At 58.4% G+C, this 17473-nt stretch carries 20 protein-coding genes; 17 read left to right on the top strand and 3 right to left on the bottom strand.

Annotated features, from left to right (window positions below; genetic code table 11):
* The first annotated feature begins 242 nt into the window (after positions 1-242).
* The 13 genes from A7K61_RS07780 to fdxA all read left to right on the top strand — a co-directional run bounded on the left by A7K61_RS07780 (position 243) and on the right by fdxA (position 8789).
* A complete protein-coding gene (locus A7K61_RS07780; RefSeq protein ID WP_069557315.1) occupies positions 243-830 on the top strand; it encodes a hypothetical protein in 588 nt (195 codons plus the stop codon).
* 286 nt (positions 831-1116) lie between these two features.
* Positions 1117-1356 carry a hypothetical protein gene (locus A7K61_RS07775; RefSeq protein WP_069557314.1) on the top strand — a complete coding sequence of 80 codons (240 nt, stop codon included), beginning with the start codon at positions 1117-1119 and terminating at the stop codon, positions 1354-1356.
* Positions 1353-1841 carry a hypothetical protein gene (locus A7K61_RS32275; RefSeq protein WP_139129469.1) on the top strand — a complete coding sequence of 163 codons (489 nt, stop codon included), beginning with the start codon at positions 1353-1355 and terminating at the stop codon, positions 1839-1841. The genes A7K61_RS07775 and A7K61_RS32275 overlap by 4 nt, the downstream gene beginning before the upstream one ends.
* 44 nt (positions 1842-1885) lie before the next feature.
* Entirely contained in the window at positions 1886-2284 is a 399-nt protein-coding gene (locus A7K61_RS07765) for an HNH endonuclease (RefSeq protein WP_069557312.1), read from the top strand.
* The gene (locus A7K61_RS07760) at positions 2281-3006 is read left to right on the top strand and encodes a hypothetical protein (protein ID WP_069557311.1); all 726 of its coding nucleotides are present in this window, start codon (positions 2281-2283) and stop codon (positions 3004-3006) included. The genes A7K61_RS07765 and A7K61_RS07760 overlap by 4 nt, the downstream gene beginning before the upstream one ends.
* Positions 3003-3359, top strand: coding sequence for a hypothetical protein (locus A7K61_RS07755; RefSeq protein WP_069557310.1), 357 nt, complete (start codon positions 3003-3005; stop codon positions 3357-3359). Before A7K61_RS07760 ends, A7K61_RS07755 begins: the two co-directional genes overlap by 4 nt.
* A gap of 49 nt (positions 3360-3408) precedes the next feature.
* Positions 3409-3711 carry a hypothetical protein gene (locus A7K61_RS07750; protein ID WP_069557309.1) on the top strand — a complete coding sequence of 101 codons (303 nt, stop codon included), beginning with the start codon at positions 3409-3411 and terminating at the stop codon, positions 3709-3711.
* A 49-nt stretch (positions 3712-3760) separates the two neighbouring features.
* A complete protein-coding gene (locus A7K61_RS07745) occupies positions 3761-4234 on the top strand; it encodes a hypothetical protein (protein WP_069557308.1) in 474 nt (157 codons plus the stop codon).
* Positions 4235-4276: 42 nt separating this feature from the next.
* Entirely contained in the window at positions 4277-4495 is a 219-nt protein-coding gene (locus A7K61_RS07740) for a hypothetical protein (RefSeq protein WP_069557307.1), read from the top strand.
* Positions 4496-4497: 2 nt separating this feature from the next.
* Complete coding sequence (locus A7K61_RS07735; RefSeq protein WP_005785292.1) at positions 4498-4692, top strand: DUF4224 domain-containing protein; 195 nt, start codon at positions 4498-4500, stop codon at positions 4690-4692.
* A 10-nt stretch (positions 4693-4702) separates the two neighbouring features.
* Complete coding sequence (locus tag A7K61_RS07730; RefSeq protein ID WP_069557306.1) at positions 4703-5692, top strand: tyrosine-type recombinase/integrase; 990 nt, start codon at positions 4703-4705, stop codon at positions 5690-5692.
* Positions 5693-5743: 51 nt separating this feature from the next.
* Entirely contained in the window at positions 5744-8323 is a 2580-nt protein-coding gene (gene mutS, locus A7K61_RS07725) for a DNA mismatch repair protein MutS (protein ID WP_069557305.1), read from the top strand.
* A 142-nt stretch (positions 8324-8465) separates the two neighbouring features.
* The gene (gene fdxA / locus A7K61_RS07720) at positions 8466-8789 is read left to right on the top strand and encodes a ferredoxin FdxA (RefSeq protein WP_003172109.1); all 324 of its coding nucleotides are present in this window, start codon (positions 8466-8468) and stop codon (positions 8787-8789) included.
* 523 nt (positions 8790-9312) lie between these two features.
* Here the strand turns inward: fdxA and apbC are convergent.
* On the bottom strand, positions 9313-10407 hold the full coding sequence (gene apbC / locus A7K61_RS07715) for an iron-sulfur cluster carrier protein ApbC (RefSeq protein WP_044272168.1): 1095 nt from the start codon (positions 10405-10407) through the stop codon (positions 9313-9315).
* Between the two features lie 172 nt (positions 10408-10579).
* On the opposite strand from apbC, the gene metG reads away from it, so the two are divergent.
* From metG to A7K61_RS07695, 4 genes are all read left to right on the top strand, one after another.
* The gene (metG, locus tag A7K61_RS07710; RefSeq protein WP_032893312.1) at positions 10580-12631 is read left to right on the top strand and encodes a methionine--tRNA ligase; all 2052 of its coding nucleotides are present in this window, start codon (positions 10580-10582) and stop codon (positions 12629-12631) included.
* Between the two features lie 87 nt (positions 12632-12718).
* Positions 12719-13687, top strand: coding sequence for an electron transport complex subunit RsxB (gene rsxB / locus A7K61_RS07705; RefSeq protein WP_069557304.1), 969 nt, complete (start codon positions 12719-12721; stop codon positions 13685-13687).
* 60 nt (positions 13688-13747) lie between these two features.
* A complete protein-coding gene (nth, locus tag A7K61_RS07700) occupies positions 13748-14386 on the top strand; it encodes an endonuclease III (RefSeq protein ID WP_044272162.1) in 639 nt (212 codons plus the stop codon).
* Positions 14387-14493: 107 nt separating this feature from the next.
* Positions 14494-14682 (top strand): PA3496 family putative envelope integrity protein, encoded by a 189-nt coding sequence (locus A7K61_RS07695; protein WP_044272159.1) that lies wholly within the window; start codon positions 14494-14496, stop codon positions 14680-14682.
* A gap of 83 nt (positions 14683-14765) precedes the next feature.
* On the opposite strand, the gene A7K61_RS07690 is transcribed toward A7K61_RS07695, so the two are convergent.
* The gene (locus tag A7K61_RS07690; RefSeq protein ID WP_003188986.1) at positions 14766-15398 is read right to left on the bottom strand and encodes a response regulator transcription factor; all 633 of its coding nucleotides are present in this window, start codon (positions 15396-15398) and stop codon (positions 14766-14768) included.
* A 622-nt stretch (positions 15399-16020) separates the two neighbouring features.
* Positions 16021-17238 carry an argininosuccinate synthase gene (locus tag A7K61_RS07685; protein ID WP_003188984.1) on the bottom strand — a complete coding sequence of 406 codons (1218 nt, stop codon included), beginning with the start codon at positions 17236-17238 and terminating at the stop codon, positions 16021-16023.
* Between the last annotated feature and the right edge of the window lie 235 nt (positions 17239-17473).

Below are 17473 nucleotides of genomic sequence, written 5' to 3'. Positions count from 1 at the left end.
CCGTAATACCCCATATCACTGAACAGCGCCAGACGTACGCCGCCTAACTACCCCACTCCACCGCCCGGGCATGGCCCGGCAAGGTGCTTTCCATGATCCGCCAATACCGATTCAGCGAGCTAATGGCTCGACTGACCAATGAAGAGTGGACGGTCATGCAGGATGACCGAGGCAATTTTGTGTTTATGCCGGCTGCCTACAGAGGCCGTCGGTTGTGATTTCTGATTATTTGGAGGCGGGTCATGAGTGAAGTTAAAGAGCATTCAGTAATTTATCTGTCGCCATCGGATGACCCGGAGCGCGAATGGTGTCAGGACGATGTTTGGGAGGAATCAGTCCGCTACAACCTTGGCGCCGACTTCGACCGGGTAACCGCCGAGCGTGACGCGGCGCTGGCCGAATTGGCGCAAGCCAACAAAAAGATCGACAAGGCTTGGAATCGGACGTCAGCTCTTGATCACAAGGGCTTTATACCTGGCGCCCTGGATGCATGGAAACGACCGGTTCCTCAGCACCTGCCATACGATTTTTCCGGCAACCCAGGGGCGAGCGCTACGCAATATTGCAATGGCTGGAATGATTGCGGCGGCTACTGGTCAGCTCACGCATCAGAACTGCAACAGCGCGAAAAAGCCCTGCAAGCCCTGCTGACCGCAGCGGATGAGCGGGCGGATGTGCAATCGCTGGCGCTGCTTGAGGCTGTGGCTGCATGTGACTTGGCTATGTCCGCAATTGATGACGACGAGCGCGGCGCCAACTTCGTTCAGATCATTTCGGCGATAAAGGCTAAGGCCGCACTCAAGCCAGCAGAGGGTGGTGGCGATGAGTAAGCGTAACCCCGAAGCCAGGCGCATATTTGACCCACTGGAGGGCTCCACACACTACGAGGCCGACTCGCATAGTGGAAACGTGACGCTGTGCGGGCGAACCGACTGGCTTGATCAATCGGAGCGAGGGCGCGAGACCGACCGCCTCGTAGATTGCGTGGCCTGCGTGCGTATTGTCGAGTTCATTCATTCGCACAACTTCAAAGGGACGAACTGCGTATGAAAGCCCAACTCCCCGCCTACTGCTGGTGCCTGCTGGCACTGGCACAACTGATTTGCTGAGGTATTTATGACAGCAATTACTGATCACGACATCGCGTTTGCCCAGGCCGTAGTCGCCCTGGCGCGCCAGCACGGCATGACCGGCATCGACATGGGCTTTCGCCAGAACTTCGACCTGTCGCAGCAGACTGGGTGTTATTGCAGTAAGCGAATCACATGGACTGAAGGTCGCCATGGTGATGCCGCGCCGATCAAGTTCCGCACTGAGGCAGAAGCATCAGTACCCGAAAAGGTAGCCAAGCCATGACCACCAACCAAACGATTGACGGCGTGCCGCGTGATGATCTCGAACTTGTCTTGTTGCACGGGCATTCAACCCATGAATCAGACCAGGCATGGGATAGGCTGCGTGCCCTGCTAGAAACGCCACCGCGTTGCCCAGTTTGCGGATACACCGAGCAGGATTGCCGAGAGCAGATGGACCATTACTTGTGTGGGTCGCCCGAACCTGCGCCAGCCAACAAGCCAGCCGCCCAGCCCCAGGGCGTGCCGGTGGCGTGGCTGAACGTTGCGACCGGTCACGTCACAACCAGCGCCGTCGTGGTGATGGATTGGGATGATGAAAAGGAACAGGTTCAATCGCTCTACGCCGACCAGCCCGCGCCGGTAGCGGTGGTACTGCCTGAGCGCAAGAGCGTGAACACCCACAACAGTCACGACTGGGATGAAGGCCATACCGATGGCTGGAAAGCCTACGACGCCGAGCTGAAACGCCTCAACCCCTCTCTGTAACCCCTCCCCCTTCAAAGTCAGCCGCTATAGCGGCAAGGATACCTATGCGCCTGAAGAAAGCTGAGCGCGAGCAAGTGCGCTTGAAGTACGGCGGGCACTGCGCCTATTGCGGCGTGCTGCTGGGTGACCGGTGGCACGCCGACCATCTCGCCCCAGTAGTGCGTGAACTGCTGTCCAAGCAGACCGCCGCCGGCACCTGGAAGCTGGTATCGGGCAAGCCACTGCGACCCGAGCATGACGTGCTGGAGAACATGATGCCGGCCTGCGCACCCTGCAACATCAGCAAGGGCGGCCAAACCCTGGAAGGCTGGCGCAGCTGGATCGCAAGGCACGTCGACTCTCTGAACAATTACACCCCCATATACCGCCTTGCCAAGGCATACGGCCTGATCGCCGAGACCGGCTCGCCGGTGGTGTTCCACTTCGAAAAGGTGACCCCATGACCGCAATCAAAGAACGCCCCATCCTATTCTCGGCGCCGATGGTGCGCGCCATCCTGGAAGGCCGGAAGACGGTAACGCGGCGGGCCTTGAATGCCCATTCGCTGAAGAACATCGGCTACGGCGTTCAGCTCGGCGAGTGCCACGAACTGCCTACGGAAGGCTCGTTGCACCCGAACAGCGTTGATTACTACAACGACTTTTGCCCGTTCGGCCAGCCCGGCGATCGGCTGTGGGTCCGCGAGACGTTCGGCCTGCAAGTCCGACATTACGGCGGCGGCGCCGGCGAGCACATCGTTTATCGCGCCACCAAACCTGACGCCATTTACTGCAAGTCGGCAGAGGGCCAGGAGTACCCAGTCAAATGGAAGCCAAGCATCCACATGCCAAGGCACTCCAGCCGCATCCTTCTGGAGATCACCGACGTGCGAGTTGAGCGGCTGCACGACATCAGCGACGACCAGGCAAAGGCTGAGGGCTGCTTCTTCACCGACTACGGCCAGCAGTGTGCTCATGGCGGCACCGGCTGGAAAGACATAGGCATCTGTCCGGCGGTGGCCGGCCACCAGCAGCGCACAGGCTGGGCCTGGGACAAAACTACCAGCCATGAGGAATGCCTCGGGAGTCCGCGCTGGGCGTTCGCCAATCTGTGGAACTCCACCGGCGGCGAATGGGACGCCAACCCGTGGGTCTGGGTCGTCGAGTTCAAGCAGGTGACGCCATGAAGCTCACAGAAAAGCAACAGAGCGTCTTCGACGAGCTGCGCAAGATCGGGCGCCAAAACGCCTATCGATATCGTGATAAGCAAGCGGATTTGCACCAGGAGGACCTTAGGAAGATCGCCATTGGTGACAAGGCCTGCGTGTTCGGAATGGGTGGGCTGAGCTATCAGGTAGCGCACCGCCTGGGCACCTCTGCGCCGTCAGTGCTGAGCATCTTCAAGGCTCTTCGCCGCAAGGGCCTGGTGATTCGCGAAGAGAGTTATCCCAATTATCAGCGTGCGCGCTACTGGTGGCCGGTTGGTCTGGCTGCCGAACTCGCCGCAGAACTGAAGGCTGAAGACGGGGTGACGCCATGATCGCCACCCTCTGGTTCGCCTACGTCTTCATCTACAAGGTGAATAAGCCATGACGCAGACAGTGCAGGAAAAGTTCGAAGCGTGGCATTTGACCCGGTTTCCGGGAGCAAGCCTGTCGAAACGGACAAATGGTGAGTACATCAATCTTTACGTCGGCATGTGCTGGATTGGTTGGAGCGCATCCCGCGAGACTCTGTTGGTGGACATGCCTGCCGTCGAGGCCTGGGACAACGACGGGCGTCTTGGCCGTGAAAAGGACGAAGCCGCCGACCGCGCCACAGGTCTAGTGCCGGTGATTGATGTGCGCAATGCACTTACTGAGCACGGCATCGCCATCAAAGCAACAGCCTAACCCCAATCCCCCTACATGCCTGCCGGTGAGCGGCGGGCGAGGTATTCCTATGTCAGCAGTAAAGCGTTTCCACGAAGCAGCCAACGACGCCCTGGTCAAACTCAGCGAGTACTGCCTGCCAGGCGCCAAGCTGGCCTTGATCATTGTCACCCCGGGCGAGCCGGAGCGAGACATCATCCTGGAGGACCAGGGCCTGGATAGAAACGACGTGGTCAGCGCGCTGCGCCGGCGCGGCCTGAGCATCGACGGCGACAACGCCTACAAGCGCGACCTCTGTGATGCGATTGTCGGGACACTGGCTTTCGGCGCCCAGGACAGATGCCCACCGCCCGAAGGTCATTGGGCATGGCGGTTCTGGGACATGGGCCGGGAGTCTTCAGCCAACACAGAAGAGCTTGTCTCAGCGCTGGACCTCGTATCTGGCTGCCTGATGGACGCGCTGGCCGGGCGTGATTTGCCGCCATCCAAGGTCGGCCGCGCCATCGCGACATCAGCCGAGCTGCTCGCCAAGCAAACGGTTTAACCCATCACCACCTTCTGCCGCCCAGCGCGGCAAGGACACCCCATGTTCGCTATGAAACTCACCCTGATACTGCTGGGCGCTTTTCTGTACCTGGTAGGAACACTCGGCTGGTTCTTCTGGGCAGGGCCTTACCTTCTGGCCACCGGCTCCACCGAGGCACTGCTCTACGCCTTCGCCGGCACATGCGCCTGGCTGCTGATCACCTTTGGCCTGGCAATCCACATCATCAAGACAGCGCGGCCCACGGTGGGCGGGAGGTAGGAATGTTTTTGACAGCAGAGGAAGTTGCCGACCTGACCGGCTACAAGAAGCCAGGGGCACAGATAAAGTGGCTGACCGCAGAACGATACGGGTTCGCGGTAGGTGGTGATGGTCACCCGAAGGTGCTGCGCCAAGTTGTCATCGGGCGACTGGGTGGTATTCAATCAAGGAAGGGGCCGGAGTTGCGGCTGTGCTGAGGTGAGATAGATGCGACCGCGCAAGAAGGACCGGCACCTGCCAGCGTGCATGTACCAGAAGCACGGCGCCTACTACTTAGTCCGCAAGGGCAAGTGGTTGCGCCTTGGCACGGATTTTCAGGCGTCTCTCGCTGAGTACGCCATGCTTCTGGACAAGCGCAGCATGGGCGGAATGCCCAAACTGATCGACGACGCGCTGGAACACATGCGCACCAGGACAAAGCCGCCGCTGAAGCCGAACACGCTCAAGCAGTACGAGGCGGTTTGCGAGCGGCTGAAGGAGACCTTCGCCGACTTCGAGCCGCGCGAGGTGCTTCAACGCCACGTCGTGGCGCTCAAGTTGCACATGGCGGACACGCCGAACATGTCGAATCGGGTGATCTCGGTACTGCGGGCGGTGTTCACCTATGCACTGGAGCAGCAGATCGTCGACTCGAATCCGTGCATCGGCGTACGGCGGCACCTAGAACACAAGCGAGACAGGTACATCACCCATGGCGAGTTCCAGGCGATCTGCGCCAACTCAAGCGACAACATGCGCGTCATCTACGAGATGTGCTACCTGACCGGCCAGCGCATCGGTGATGTGCTGTCCATCCGATTGGCCGACATCAGCGCCGAAGGCATTGCATTCAAGCAGGAGAAGACGAACGCAAGGCTGCTGGTGCAAATGACTCCAGACCTGGAAGACCTGATCGCGCGCGCAAAGGCGCTGCCTAGGAAGATCCGTGGGCTCACGCTGTTCTGTTCCCCGCGCGGCGGCAAGCCAGTGCACTACAGCTCGGTGAAAGATGCCTTCGCAATCAGTTGCAGGAAGGCCGGCGTTGAAGATGCAAGCCTCCATGACCTGCGCGCCAAGTCTCTTTCCGACACGGACGACCAGGGCAACGACGCACAGAAGCTCGGTGGCCATACCGATGCAAAGATGACGCAACGTTATCTGCGCCTGCGTAAAATCAACGTGGGCCTGCCGCCGACAATGCCGAAAAAATCCCTGTAGTATTAGACAGATGTACTTTGTCAAATAGACAGGAAGAGCTGAACGCCCCGTATGACAGACCTTTCAAGCCACACCCCGATGATGCAGCAGTACTGGCGCCTGAAAAACCAGCACCCTGATCAGTTGATGTTCTATCGCATGGGCGACTTCTACGAGATCTTCTATGAAGACGCGAAGAAGGCCGCCAAGCTGCTGGACATCACCCTGACCGCGCGCGGGCAGTCGGCGGGGCAGTCGATTCCGATGTGTGGGATTCCTTATCACTCGCTGGAAGGCTACCTGGTCAAGCTGGTGAAGCTGGGCGAGTCGGTGGTGATCTGTGAGCAGATCGGCGACCCGGCCACGAGTAAAGGGCCGGTGGAACGTCAGGTGGTGCGCATTATTACGCCGGGTACGGTGAGTGATGAGGCGTTGCTGGATGAGCGTCGCGATAACCTGATTGCGGCGGTGTTGGGCGATGAGCGTTTGTTTGGCCTGTCGGTGCTGGATATCACCAGCGGCAATTTCAGCGTGCTGGAGATCAAGGGCTGGGAGAACCTGCTGGCGGAGCTGGAGCGGATCAATCCGGTGGAGTTGTTGATTCCGGATGATTGGCCCAAGGACTTGCCGGCAGAGAAACGTCGTGGGACCAAGCGTCGTGCGCCGTGGGATTTTGAGCGCGATTCGGCGCTGAAAAGTCTTTGCCAGCAGTTCTCGGTGCAGGACCTTAAAGGCTTTGGTTGCGAGACGCTGACCCTGGCCATCGGCGCCGCAGGCTGCTTGCTCAGCTACGCCAAGGAAACCCAGCGTACTGCCCTGCCACATTTGCGCAGCCTGCGCCATGAGCGTCTGGACGATACCGTGGTGCTCGATGGCGCCAGCCGTCGCAACCTGGAGCTGGATACCAACCTGGCCGGTGGGCGTGATAACACTCTGCAATCGGTGGTGGACCGTTGCCAGACTGCCATGGGCAGCCGTTTGCTGACCCGTTGGTTAAACCGTCCGCTACGGGATTTGACGGTGCTGCAAGCGCGCCAGTCTTCCATTACCTGCCTGCTGGACGGCTACCGCTTTGAAAAATTGCAGCCGCAACTGAAAGAGATTGGCGATATCGAGCGCATCCTGGCACGGATCGGCCTGCGCAATGCGCGGCCCCGTGACTTGGCGCGCTTGCGTGATGCCCTGAGCGCCCTGCCACAGTTGCAAGTGGCAATGACCGAACTGGACACACCGCACCTGCAACAGCTTGCAGTCACCGCCGGCACTTACCCGGACCTCGCAGCGCTGCTAGAAAAGGCCATCATCGACAACCCACCGGCGATCATTCGTGACGGCGGCGTATTGAAAACCGGCTACGACAGCGAGTTGGATGAGCTGCAATCGCTGAGCGAAAACGCCGGGCAGTTCCTGATCGACCTGGAAGCCCGCGAAAAAGCCCGCACCGGCCTGGCTAACCTGAAAGTCGGCTACAACCGCGTGCATGGCTACTTTATTGAGCTGCCGAGCAAACAGGCCGAGTCGGCGCCTATCGATTATCAACGTCGCCAGACCCTCAAAGGCGCCGAGCGTTTTATCACCCCCGAGCTCAAAGCGTTCGAAGACAAGGCGCTGTCGGCCAAAAGCCGCGCCCTGGCGCGGGAAAAGATGCTCTACGAAGCCTTGCTCGAGGACTTGATCAGCCGCCTGGCGCCGTTGCAAGACACCGCCGCCGCCCTGGCGGAACTGGATGTACTGAGCAACCTCGCCGAACGTGCGCTGAACCTCGACCTCAATTGCCCACGGTTTGTCAGCGAACCGTGCATGCGCATCGTGCAAGGCCGTCACCCGGTAGTGGAGCAAGTGCTGACCACGCCTTTCGTCGCCAACGACCTGTCACTGGACGACGATACTCGCATGCTGGTGATCACCGGTCCGAACATGGGCGGTAAATCCACCTACATGCGCCAGACCGCGTTGATCGTGTTGTTGGCGCATATCGGCAGCTTCGTACCGGCAGCCAGTTGCGAATTATCCTTGGTGGACCGTATTTTCACACGGATCGGCTCCAGCGATGACCTGGCCGGTGGCCGTTCGACCTTTATGGTGGAAATGAGCGAGACCGCCAACATCCTGCACAACGCCACCGAACGCAGCCTGGTGCTGATGGACGAAGTGGGCCGCGGCACCAGCACCTTCGACGGCCTGTCCCTGGCCTGGGCGGCGGCTGAACGCTTGGCGCATTTGCGTGCGTACTCGCTGTTTGCCACGCACTACTTCGAGCTGACGGTGCTGCCGGAAAGCGAGCCGCTGGTGGCCAACGTGCATCTCAATGCCACCGAGCACAACGAGCGCATCGTGTTCCTGCACCATGTGCTGCCAGGGCCGGCAAGTCAGAGCTACGGCCTGGCCGTGGCGCAGTTGGCCGGTGTGCCGAACGAGGTGATCACCCGTGCCCGTGAGCACCTAAGCCGCCTGGAAACCACGGCGCTGCCCCATGAAACGGTAGTCGCCAGCCCGGCCAAGGCCAGCAAGAAACCTGCCGCGCCGCATCAGAGCGATATGTTCGCCAGCCTGCCCCATCCGGTGCTGGATGAGCTGGCAAAGCTTGACCTGGATGACTTGACGCCGCGTAAAGCGCTCGAAATGTTATATGCACTGAAGACTCGGATATAACGCAGACGCTTGCAAGCTGATAGAATCTCGCGCGGTTTGGGATGCTGCGGGCTTTTAGCCTGGTCCGCAGACTATCGCTCTCAAACCTCGCGAACCCCACCATAAGGGGTTTCGCTGCCGCCGCCTGAGGAGAAAATTAGAAATGACCTTCGTCGTCACCGACAACTGCATCAAGTGCAAGTACACCGACTGCGTAGAAGTCTGTCCGGTGGACTGCTTCTACGAAGGCCCGAATTTCCTGGTTATCCACCCGGATGAGTGCATCGACTGCGCCCTGTGTGAACCAGAATGCCCGGCCGTCGCGATTTTCTCCGAGGACGAAGTGCCTGCGGGCATGGAGCAGTTCATTCAATTGAACGTCGAGCTGGCCGAAGTGTGGCCAAACATCACCGAGCGCAAAGATCCGATGCCGGATGCCGCTGAATGGGATGGCAAGCCCAACAAAATTGAGCAACTAGAGCGCTAAAGCGCCGCTGCCCAACAAAAAAAGGCCCCTTGAGGGCCTTTTTTGCGTTCGGGTGCCTGCGTTTACTTTTCTTCAGGCAAAAAAAGGGGCGGTATGACCCGCCCACATTTTTTCCCTAGTCCCTGTATTCCTTTTCATCATCCTGATGAATCGCATCCTGCGACGTTCCTTCAAACCATCGTTCCTTGATGGCTGTGCCAATCCGTGGACACAGGGCTGATGTTAGAGCGTTCCGAGGGAAGTTCAACGCGATGCCCTCAGCGGTCTGACAAACTCTACCGCTCTCACTCGCGAAAATAATCGTTATATTTCAATAAGATAGATAATAGCTTCGTCATTTCAAGACGTACGCAACCGCCAAAAAAACCAAACACTTACGAAAAAGTAAGCGAATGCTTACACGCGCATTACGCAAAGTAGCAACAAGCCCTATTGGCGCCCCACCTGTAGGAGCGAGCTCGCTCGCGAAAAACCCGAGAGCACCACTGGTCGTCAGGCTTTTCGCGTATCCGTTACAGCCTAATCAATCGTCGCTCACGGTAATGGTCGGCATCCCCGGCGCCGCCGCTTCCTGCAATACAATCCGCGCACCCACATGACGGGCCAACTCCTGATAGATCATCGCGATCTGCCCATCAGCCTCGGCCGCGACGGTAGGTTTGCCACCATCGGCCTGCTCACGAATCTCCATCGCCAATGGCAAAGATGCCAACAGTTCAACGCCATACTGAGTAGCGAGCTTCTCGCCCCCGCCCTCACCGAACAGATGCTCGGCATGCCCGCAGTTGGAACAGATATGCACCGCCATGTTTTCCACAACGCCCAGCACCGGGATGTTGACCTTGCGGAACATCTCCACACCTTTGCGGGCATCCAGCAGCGCCAAGTCCTGAGGCGTGGTGACAATCACCGCACCGGCCACCGGGACTTTCTGCGCCAGGGTCAGTTGGATATCACCGGTGCCTGGCGGCATGTCGATCACCAGGTAGTCAAGGTCGCCCCACGCCGTTTGTGTGACCAGTTGCAGCAACGCACCCGAGACCATCGGCCCGCGCCAGACCATCGGCGTGTTGTCATCGGTGAGAAACGCCATGGACATCACTTCCACACCCAGCGACTCGATGGGCACAAACCATTTCTGATCCTTGACCTTCGGCCGTGTGCCTTCGGCGATGCCGAACATCACGCCCTGGCTTGGGCCGTAGATATCGGCGTCGAGAATCCCCACCCGCGCGCCTTCACGGGCCAGGGCCAAAGCCAGGTTGGCCGCAGTGGTGGATTTGCCCACGCCGCCCTTTCCAGAGGCTACCGCCACCACGTTCTTGACGTTGGCCAGGCCCGGGATCTGCGCCTGGGCCTTGTGCGGGGCGATCACGCACTGGATCTCGACCTTGGCCGATCCCACGCCATCAATGCCTTCAATGGCCATTTGCAGCATCTGCGCCCAACCGCGCTTGAACAAACCTGCGGCATAACCCAGTTGCATCTGTACCGACACCTGGTCGCCCTGGACCTCGATGTTGCGCACACAACCGGCACTGACCGGGTCCTGGTTCAAATAGGGGTCGGTGTACTGGCGAAGAACGGCTTCCACCGCTGCGCGATTGACGGCGCTCATGGGCTACTCCCGAAAAAAGACTGACTGAAACAGGCGGCTATCCTAACCGTTCCGACGGTTGAACGGCACGCTTTCGAGGTTCCGGAAGATTCTGAAACAGCGTCACGGGGTGAAATAAATTTCCCGGCGCTTTATAGTGGCCGACCTCCGTTTCATCAAGTAGCCGAGCCCCATGTCCGAGCCACGCAAGATCCTCGTCACCAGCGCCCTGCCCTATGCCAATGGTTCCATCCATCTTGGCCATATGCTTGAGTACATCCAGACCGATATGTGGGTGCGCTTCCAGAAGCATCGCGGCAATCAATGCATTTATGTCTGCGCGGACGACGCCCACGGTTCGGCCATCATGCTGCGCGCCGAAAAGGAAGGCATCACCCCGGAACAACTGATCGCCAATGTGCAGGCTGAACACAGCGCCGACTTTGCCGAGTTCCTGGTGGACTTCGACAACTTCCACTCGACTCACTCCGACGAAAACCGCGAGCTGTCGAGCCAGATCTACCTGCGGTTGAAAGAAGCCGGGCACATCGACCAACGTTCGGTGACCCAGTATTTCGACCCGGAAAAGAAAATGTTCCTGGCCGACCGCTTCATCAAGGGCACCTGCCCGAAATGCGGCACCGAAGACCAGTACGGCGACAACTGCGAAAAATGCGGCGCGACCTACGCACCGACTGACTTGAAGGATCCCAAATCAGCGATCTCCGGCGCCACGCCGGTGCTCAAGGACTCGCAGCACTTCTTCTTCAAGCTGCCGGATTTCCAGCAAATGCTGCAAACCTGGACGCGCAGCGGCACCTTGCAGGACGCCGTGGCCAACAAACTCTCCGAATGGCTCGACAGTGGCCTGCAGCAGTGGGACATCTCCCGCGACGCGCCGTACTTCGGCTTCGAAATTCCGGGCGAGCCGGGCAAGTACTTCTATGTGTGGCTGGACGCGCCGATAGGCTACATGGCCAGCTTCAAGAACCTGTGCGATCGCACCCCAGAGTTGGACTTCGACGCGTTCTGGGGCAAGGACTCCACCGCCGAGCTGTACCACTTCATCGGCAAGGACATCGTCAACTTCCACGCGCTGTTCTGGCCGGCAATGCTTGAAGGCTCGGGCTACCGCAAGCCGACAGGCATCGCCGTACACGGCTACCTGACGGTCAACGGCCAGAAAATGTCCAAGTCCCGTGGCACCTTTATCAAGGCGCGCACCTACCTGGACCACCTGTCGCCGGAATACCTGCGCTATTACTACGCGTCCAAGCTGGGCCGTGGTGTGGACGACCTGGACCTGAACCTGGAAGACTTCGTACAGAAGGTCAACTCGGACCTGGTGGGCAAAGTCGTCAACATCGCCAGCCGTTGTGCCGGGTTTATCCACAAGGGCAACGCCGGTGTACTGGTAGCCGAGAACGCCGCACCGGAGTTGACCGACGCCTTCCTGGCCGCCGCACCGAGCATCGCCGACGCTTATGAAGCCCGCGACTTTGCCCGTGCCATGCGCGAGATCATGGGCCTGGCCGACCGTGCCAACGCCTGGATCGCCGACAAGGCACCGTGGTCGCTGAACAAGCAGGAAGGCAAGGAGGCTGAAGTCCAGGCGATCTGCGCCACCGGCGTCAACCTGTTCCGTCAGTTGGTGATCTTCCTCAAGCCGGTGCTGCCGTTGCTGGCCGCCGATGCCGAGGCGTTCCTCAATGTGGCGCCGTTGAGCTGGAACGATCACACCACCTTGCTCGGTAATCATCAGTTGAACGCGTTCAAGCCCTTGATGACCCGTATTGACCCGGTGAAAGTCCAGGCCATGACCGACGCTTCGAAAGAAGATCTGGTGGCCAGCCAGACCGATACCGGCCAATCTGCGCCGGCGGGTAATGGCGAGCTGGCCAAGGACCCGATTTCCCCGGAAATCGATTTCGACGCCTTTGCCGCCGTGGATTTGCGCGTGGCACTGATCATCAAAGCCGAAGCCGTGGAAGGTGCCGACAAGCTGCTGCGCCTGACGCTGGATATCGGCGACGAACAGCGCAACGTGTTTTCCGGCATCAAGAGCGCTTACCCGGACCCGTCCAAGCTCGATGGCCGCCTGACCATGATGATCGCCAACCTCAAGCCACGGAAAATGAAGTTCGGCATTTCCGAAGGCATGGTGATGGCAGCCGGCCCTGGCGGCGAAGAAATCTACCTGCTGAGCCCGGACAGCGGCGCCAAGCCGGGTCAACGCATCAAGTAACCTCTGCAAAATGCCCCGCTGTCGCTACGGCGGGGCCTCTCAGCTTGCCCTTCTCCCTGGGCCGGGCGTCAACGCTATGATCACAGCATGAACCTCATTCAACGTATCGACGCGCTGCTGCCGCAGACTCAATGCGGCAAGTGCGGGCACCCGGGTTGCAAACCTTACGCAGAAGGCATCGCTAAAGGCGAAGCCATCAACAAGTGCCCGCCCGGTGGGCAGGAAACCATTGCCGGGCTTGCGCAACTGCTGCGCCTGCCAGTACTGGACCTGGACACCCGCCGTGGAGAAGCGCCCGCCCAGGTCGCCTATATCCGCGAGGCCGAATGCATTGGTTGCACCAAATGCATCCAGGCTTGCCCGGTGGACGCCATTGTGGGCGCCGCCAAGCTGATGCACACCGTGATTGTCGATGAGTGCACCGGTTGCGACCTGTGTGTTGCGCCCTGCCCTGTTGACTGCATCGAGATGCGTCCGCTCGCTGAGGTTTTGCCTATCGTCGGTGACTTGGCCAGCAATGATGATGAACGGCGTGCACGCGACCTCAAACGCGACAGGGCGCGGCGGCGCTTCGAGCAACGTAACGCCCGCCTGCAACGTGAAGAGGCTTGCAAGCTCGCCGAACGCGTGGCACGAGCCAAGCGCACAGCGCCGATGGAGGTAGCCCCGGTCAATAACCCTCAGGCCGCTCAGGACGCCGCGATCAAGCAGGCCAAAACCAACGTCGCCATGAGTCGCGCTCAGTTGCACAAATCCTTGAAAGCGTTTGGGCATCCGCCGACCTTTGAGCAGCAGTCGCAATTGATTATGCTGCAGCGACAGTTCGAGGCATCCGAGCAGGCGCTTGCCGTGCTGGAGGCCAACAGCTCACCACAGCCACCAAAGACGGCCGCTAAAAGCGCCGAGTTCAAGCGCGCAAAGATCCAGTTGGCCATGCGCCGGGCTGCGTTGAAAAAGGCTCAGGATCAGCAAGCTGACGCGCATGAAATCGCAACCTTGAAAACCGCCTTGAACGCCGCCGAGCAAACGCTGCAGGATGCCGAGGCCAACGGCTGACCCACTGCACTGTGTATTGCTAACATCACGCCGACCGCCTGCAAGGAAACGCCTGCCCCTATGAACGCCGCAAAACGCTTGGAAATTTTCCGCAGGTTTCACGAAGACAATCCGGAACCGAAAACCGAACTGGCCTACTCCTCACCGTTTGAATTGCTGATTGCGGTGATCCTTTCGGCTCAATCCACGGACGTCGGCGTCAACAAGGCCACGGCCAAGCTGTACCCCATAGCCAATACACCCGCCGCGATTTATGCCCTGGGTGTGGAAGGCCTGTCCGAATACATCAAGACCATCGGCTTATATAACAGCAAGGCCAAGAACGTGATCGAGACGTGCCGCCTGTTGCTGGAGCTGCATGGGGGTGAGGTGCCGCAAACCCGCGAAGCCCTGGAAGCCTTGCCAGGCGTGGGCCGCAAAACGGCGAACGTGGTGCTCAATACGGCATTCCGGCAGTTGACTATGGCGGTGGACACGCACATTTTCCGCGTCAGCAACCGAACCGGCATTGCCCGGGGCAAGAATGTGGTTGAGGTGGAAAAACAATTGATGAAGTTCGTGCCCAAGCCCTACTTGCTCGACTCCCATCATTGGCTGATCCTGCACGGACGCTACGTTTGCCAGGCCCGCAAGCCGCGCTGTGGCAGTTGCCGTATCGAAGATTTGTGCGAATACAAGGACAAGACCTCCGACGATTGAGCGATCATTGGTTTTTGTGATCAGGCGATTGAAAAAATCTTTTTTACCCGTCCGCGGATTATCGCTATAAGGAGCCCCAACGGCAGTCTTAGCCTGGAGTTGACCTTATGAGCGCTGGCAGCAAAGAAGACCTGGAAGTGGAAGACGACCTCGTTGCGTCGGATGACGATGAGGTGGTAGAAACACCTGTGCCAGAGGTGGCCAAGACCAATTTGAGCAAACGCCGCACTATCGACAATCTTCTGGAAGAGCGACGCTTGCAAAAACAGCTGGCCGATTACGACTTCGATTTCTGATCGAGCCGTTGACGGCCGGAAGCCTCCCTGACGGAGGCTTTTTTCTGCCGGTTACACGGGTATTCAAGGGGTGCAATATCCTCCTAAACCAGGCCGTTGCGCTGGGCCAGTTCGATCAGGTCCACAAGGGATCGGGCATTGAGCTTGAGCAGCAAGCGCGTCTTGTAGGTACTGACGGTTTTGTTGCTCAGGAACATGCCATCGGCAATCTCCTTGTTGGTTTTGCCACGGGCCAGTTGCTGTAGCACCATCATCTCCCGCCCCGATAAACGTTCGACCATGTCGGCTTCGCTGGCATTGCCCATGGTTGAGCGTACCGAATTGAGCGCCTGGTTCGGGAAATAGCTATAGCCGGAAAGCACCGCCTTGATGGCACTGAGCAACTCTGTCAGATCCTGCTGCTTGCACACATAGCCGGCGGCCCCCGCCTGCATGCAGCGCATGGAAAAATGGCCGGGGGCCTGGGACGTCAGCACCAGCACCTTGAACGAGACGGCTTGCTTGGTCGAAGCCAGCCGGCAAATAACTTCCAGGCCGTCGAGCTTGGGGATTCCGATATCCAGTATCACAATATCCGGCATATGTTCCCGTGCAAGTTGCAACGCATCGACACCGTTATCGGTCTCGGCAACGACCTCATAACCATGACGCTCCATTAGCATGCGCACAGCAAGACGAATGACGGGATGATCATCCACGATCAGCACTTTATTCATGAGAAAGTCCAATTTCGCTGTTCGAATTATTTAGAGCAAACACAATAGCCTAGTCGATTACTAGTTGGCATAGCATTCCCCCCCGAACGAGAGCAGGCAGAGACCCAACCCACAAGAAGATAGGAATTAACCTACAAAAAATCGCCAACTTAGATGCATAGAGCTTTATGGTTGCTTTCAGACCTTTCTCGACGCGTACATATTTTGAGTGAAATATCGTGCCCATCAGCCCCTGAAAGTAAACGTGCCGCACAAGACTTTCAGGAAATGCCCCTTGCTTGTCGCCATGACGCGCACAAACCAACCCGGAACAACCGTTCCCATTAGTTCCATTTAACATATTTCAGCACTTCCATAATTCCTACAGAAAATTCAACAATTCACATATCCGTTGCAACTACATGAGTGAATTTTCTGTCAGACATAGTTCCTCCCCAGATGTAAAAAATCATTCAAACTTAAAAACAAATGACAAAAACGGAAAATAATTGCGCAAGTTACGAAAAAATCCTTAAACACAGGCTAAACAATAAACAGTTCTGCTTTTAAAGCGCCCATAAAAACCCAGGCAAAAAAAATGGCCCCTTGCGCAAGGGGCCATTTTTCACAACAGGCGCACGACTCAGAACAACGAGCGGCCCTTGTTGGCAGCAATGCGCATGCGCAGTGCGTTCAACTTGATGAAGCCTGCCGCGTCCGCCTGATTGTAGGCCCCGCCGTCTTCTTCGAAGGTGGCGATGTTGGAGTCGAACAGCGACTCATCGGACTTGCGGCCGGTGACGATCACGTTGCCCTTGTACAGCTTCAGGCGTACGACACCATTCACGTGAGCCTGGGAGGCGTCGATCATCTGTTGCAGCATCAGACGCTCCGGGCTCCACCAGTAACCGGTGTAGATCAGGCTGGCGTACTTGGGCATCAGCTCGTCTTTGAGGTGAGCGACTTCGCGGTCCAGGGTGATGGATTCGATGGCGCGGTGGGCGCGCAACATGATGGTGCCGCCTGGGGTTTCGTAGCAACCACGGGACTTCATGCCCACGTAACGGTTCTCGACGATGTCGAGACGGCCGATACCATGCTGGCCGCCGATACGGTTCAAGGTCGCCAGTACGGTGGCCGGGGTCATTTCAACGCCGTCCAGCGCGACGATATCGCCGTTGCGGTAAGTCAGTTCCAGGTACTGCGCCTTGTCTGGAGCGTTCTCCGGGGAGACGGTCCATTTCCACATGTCTTCTTCGTGCTCGGTCCAGGTGTCTTCCAGCACGCCGCCTTCATAGGAAATGTGCAGCAGGTTGGCGTCCATCGAGTACGGCGACTTCTTCTTGCCATGACGCTCGATCGGGATGGCGTGCTTTTCAGCGTAATCCATCAGCTTTTCGCGGGACAGCAGGTCCCACTCACGCCACGGCGCAATGACTTTCACGCCTGGCTTGAGTGCGTAGGCACCCAGTTCGAAACGGACCTGGTCGTTGCCCTTGCCGGTGGCACCATGGGAAATGGCGTCGGCACCGGTTTCGTTGGCGATCTCGATCAGGCGCTTGGCGATCAATGGACGTGCGATGGAGGTACCCAGCAGGTACTCACCTTCATAGACAGTGTTGGCGCGAAACATCGGGAAGACGAAATCGCGGACGAACTCTTCGCGCAGGTCGTCAATGTAGATCTCTTTCACGCCCATGGCTTGCGCCTTGGCACGTGCAGGTTCGACCTCTTCACCCTGACCCAGGTCAGCGGTGAAGGTCACCACTTCACAGTTATAAGTATCCTGCAGCCACTTGAGGATCACCGAAGTGTCCAGGCCGCCGGAATACGCGAGAACGACCTTGTTTACGTCGGCCATGCCATCACTCCACGGGGTTGTACGGAAAGGCGACGATTCTACCGATCAAAACCGCGAAATTACAGGGGCGCGACAGCAAATGAAGATAAAGCGACAGATTATGTCGAGTGGGCGACCGATGGTCGCCTCTTATAAGCATAGGTATCTACACAACCTTGTAGCGCTCAACGGTAACCACGATGCGAAGCGAGCCGCTGTTGATCTGCTTGTGATCTTGCTCTGGCTTTTGATCTTA

It is taken from the genome of Pseudomonas sp. AP42 (assembly GCF_001728935.1).
GTDB classification, from domain to species: Bacteria; Pseudomonadota; Gammaproteobacteria; order Pseudomonadales; family Pseudomonadaceae; genus Aquipseudomonas; species Aquipseudomonas lactis.
This window is presented reverse-complemented; position numbering and strand designations above follow the sequence as displayed.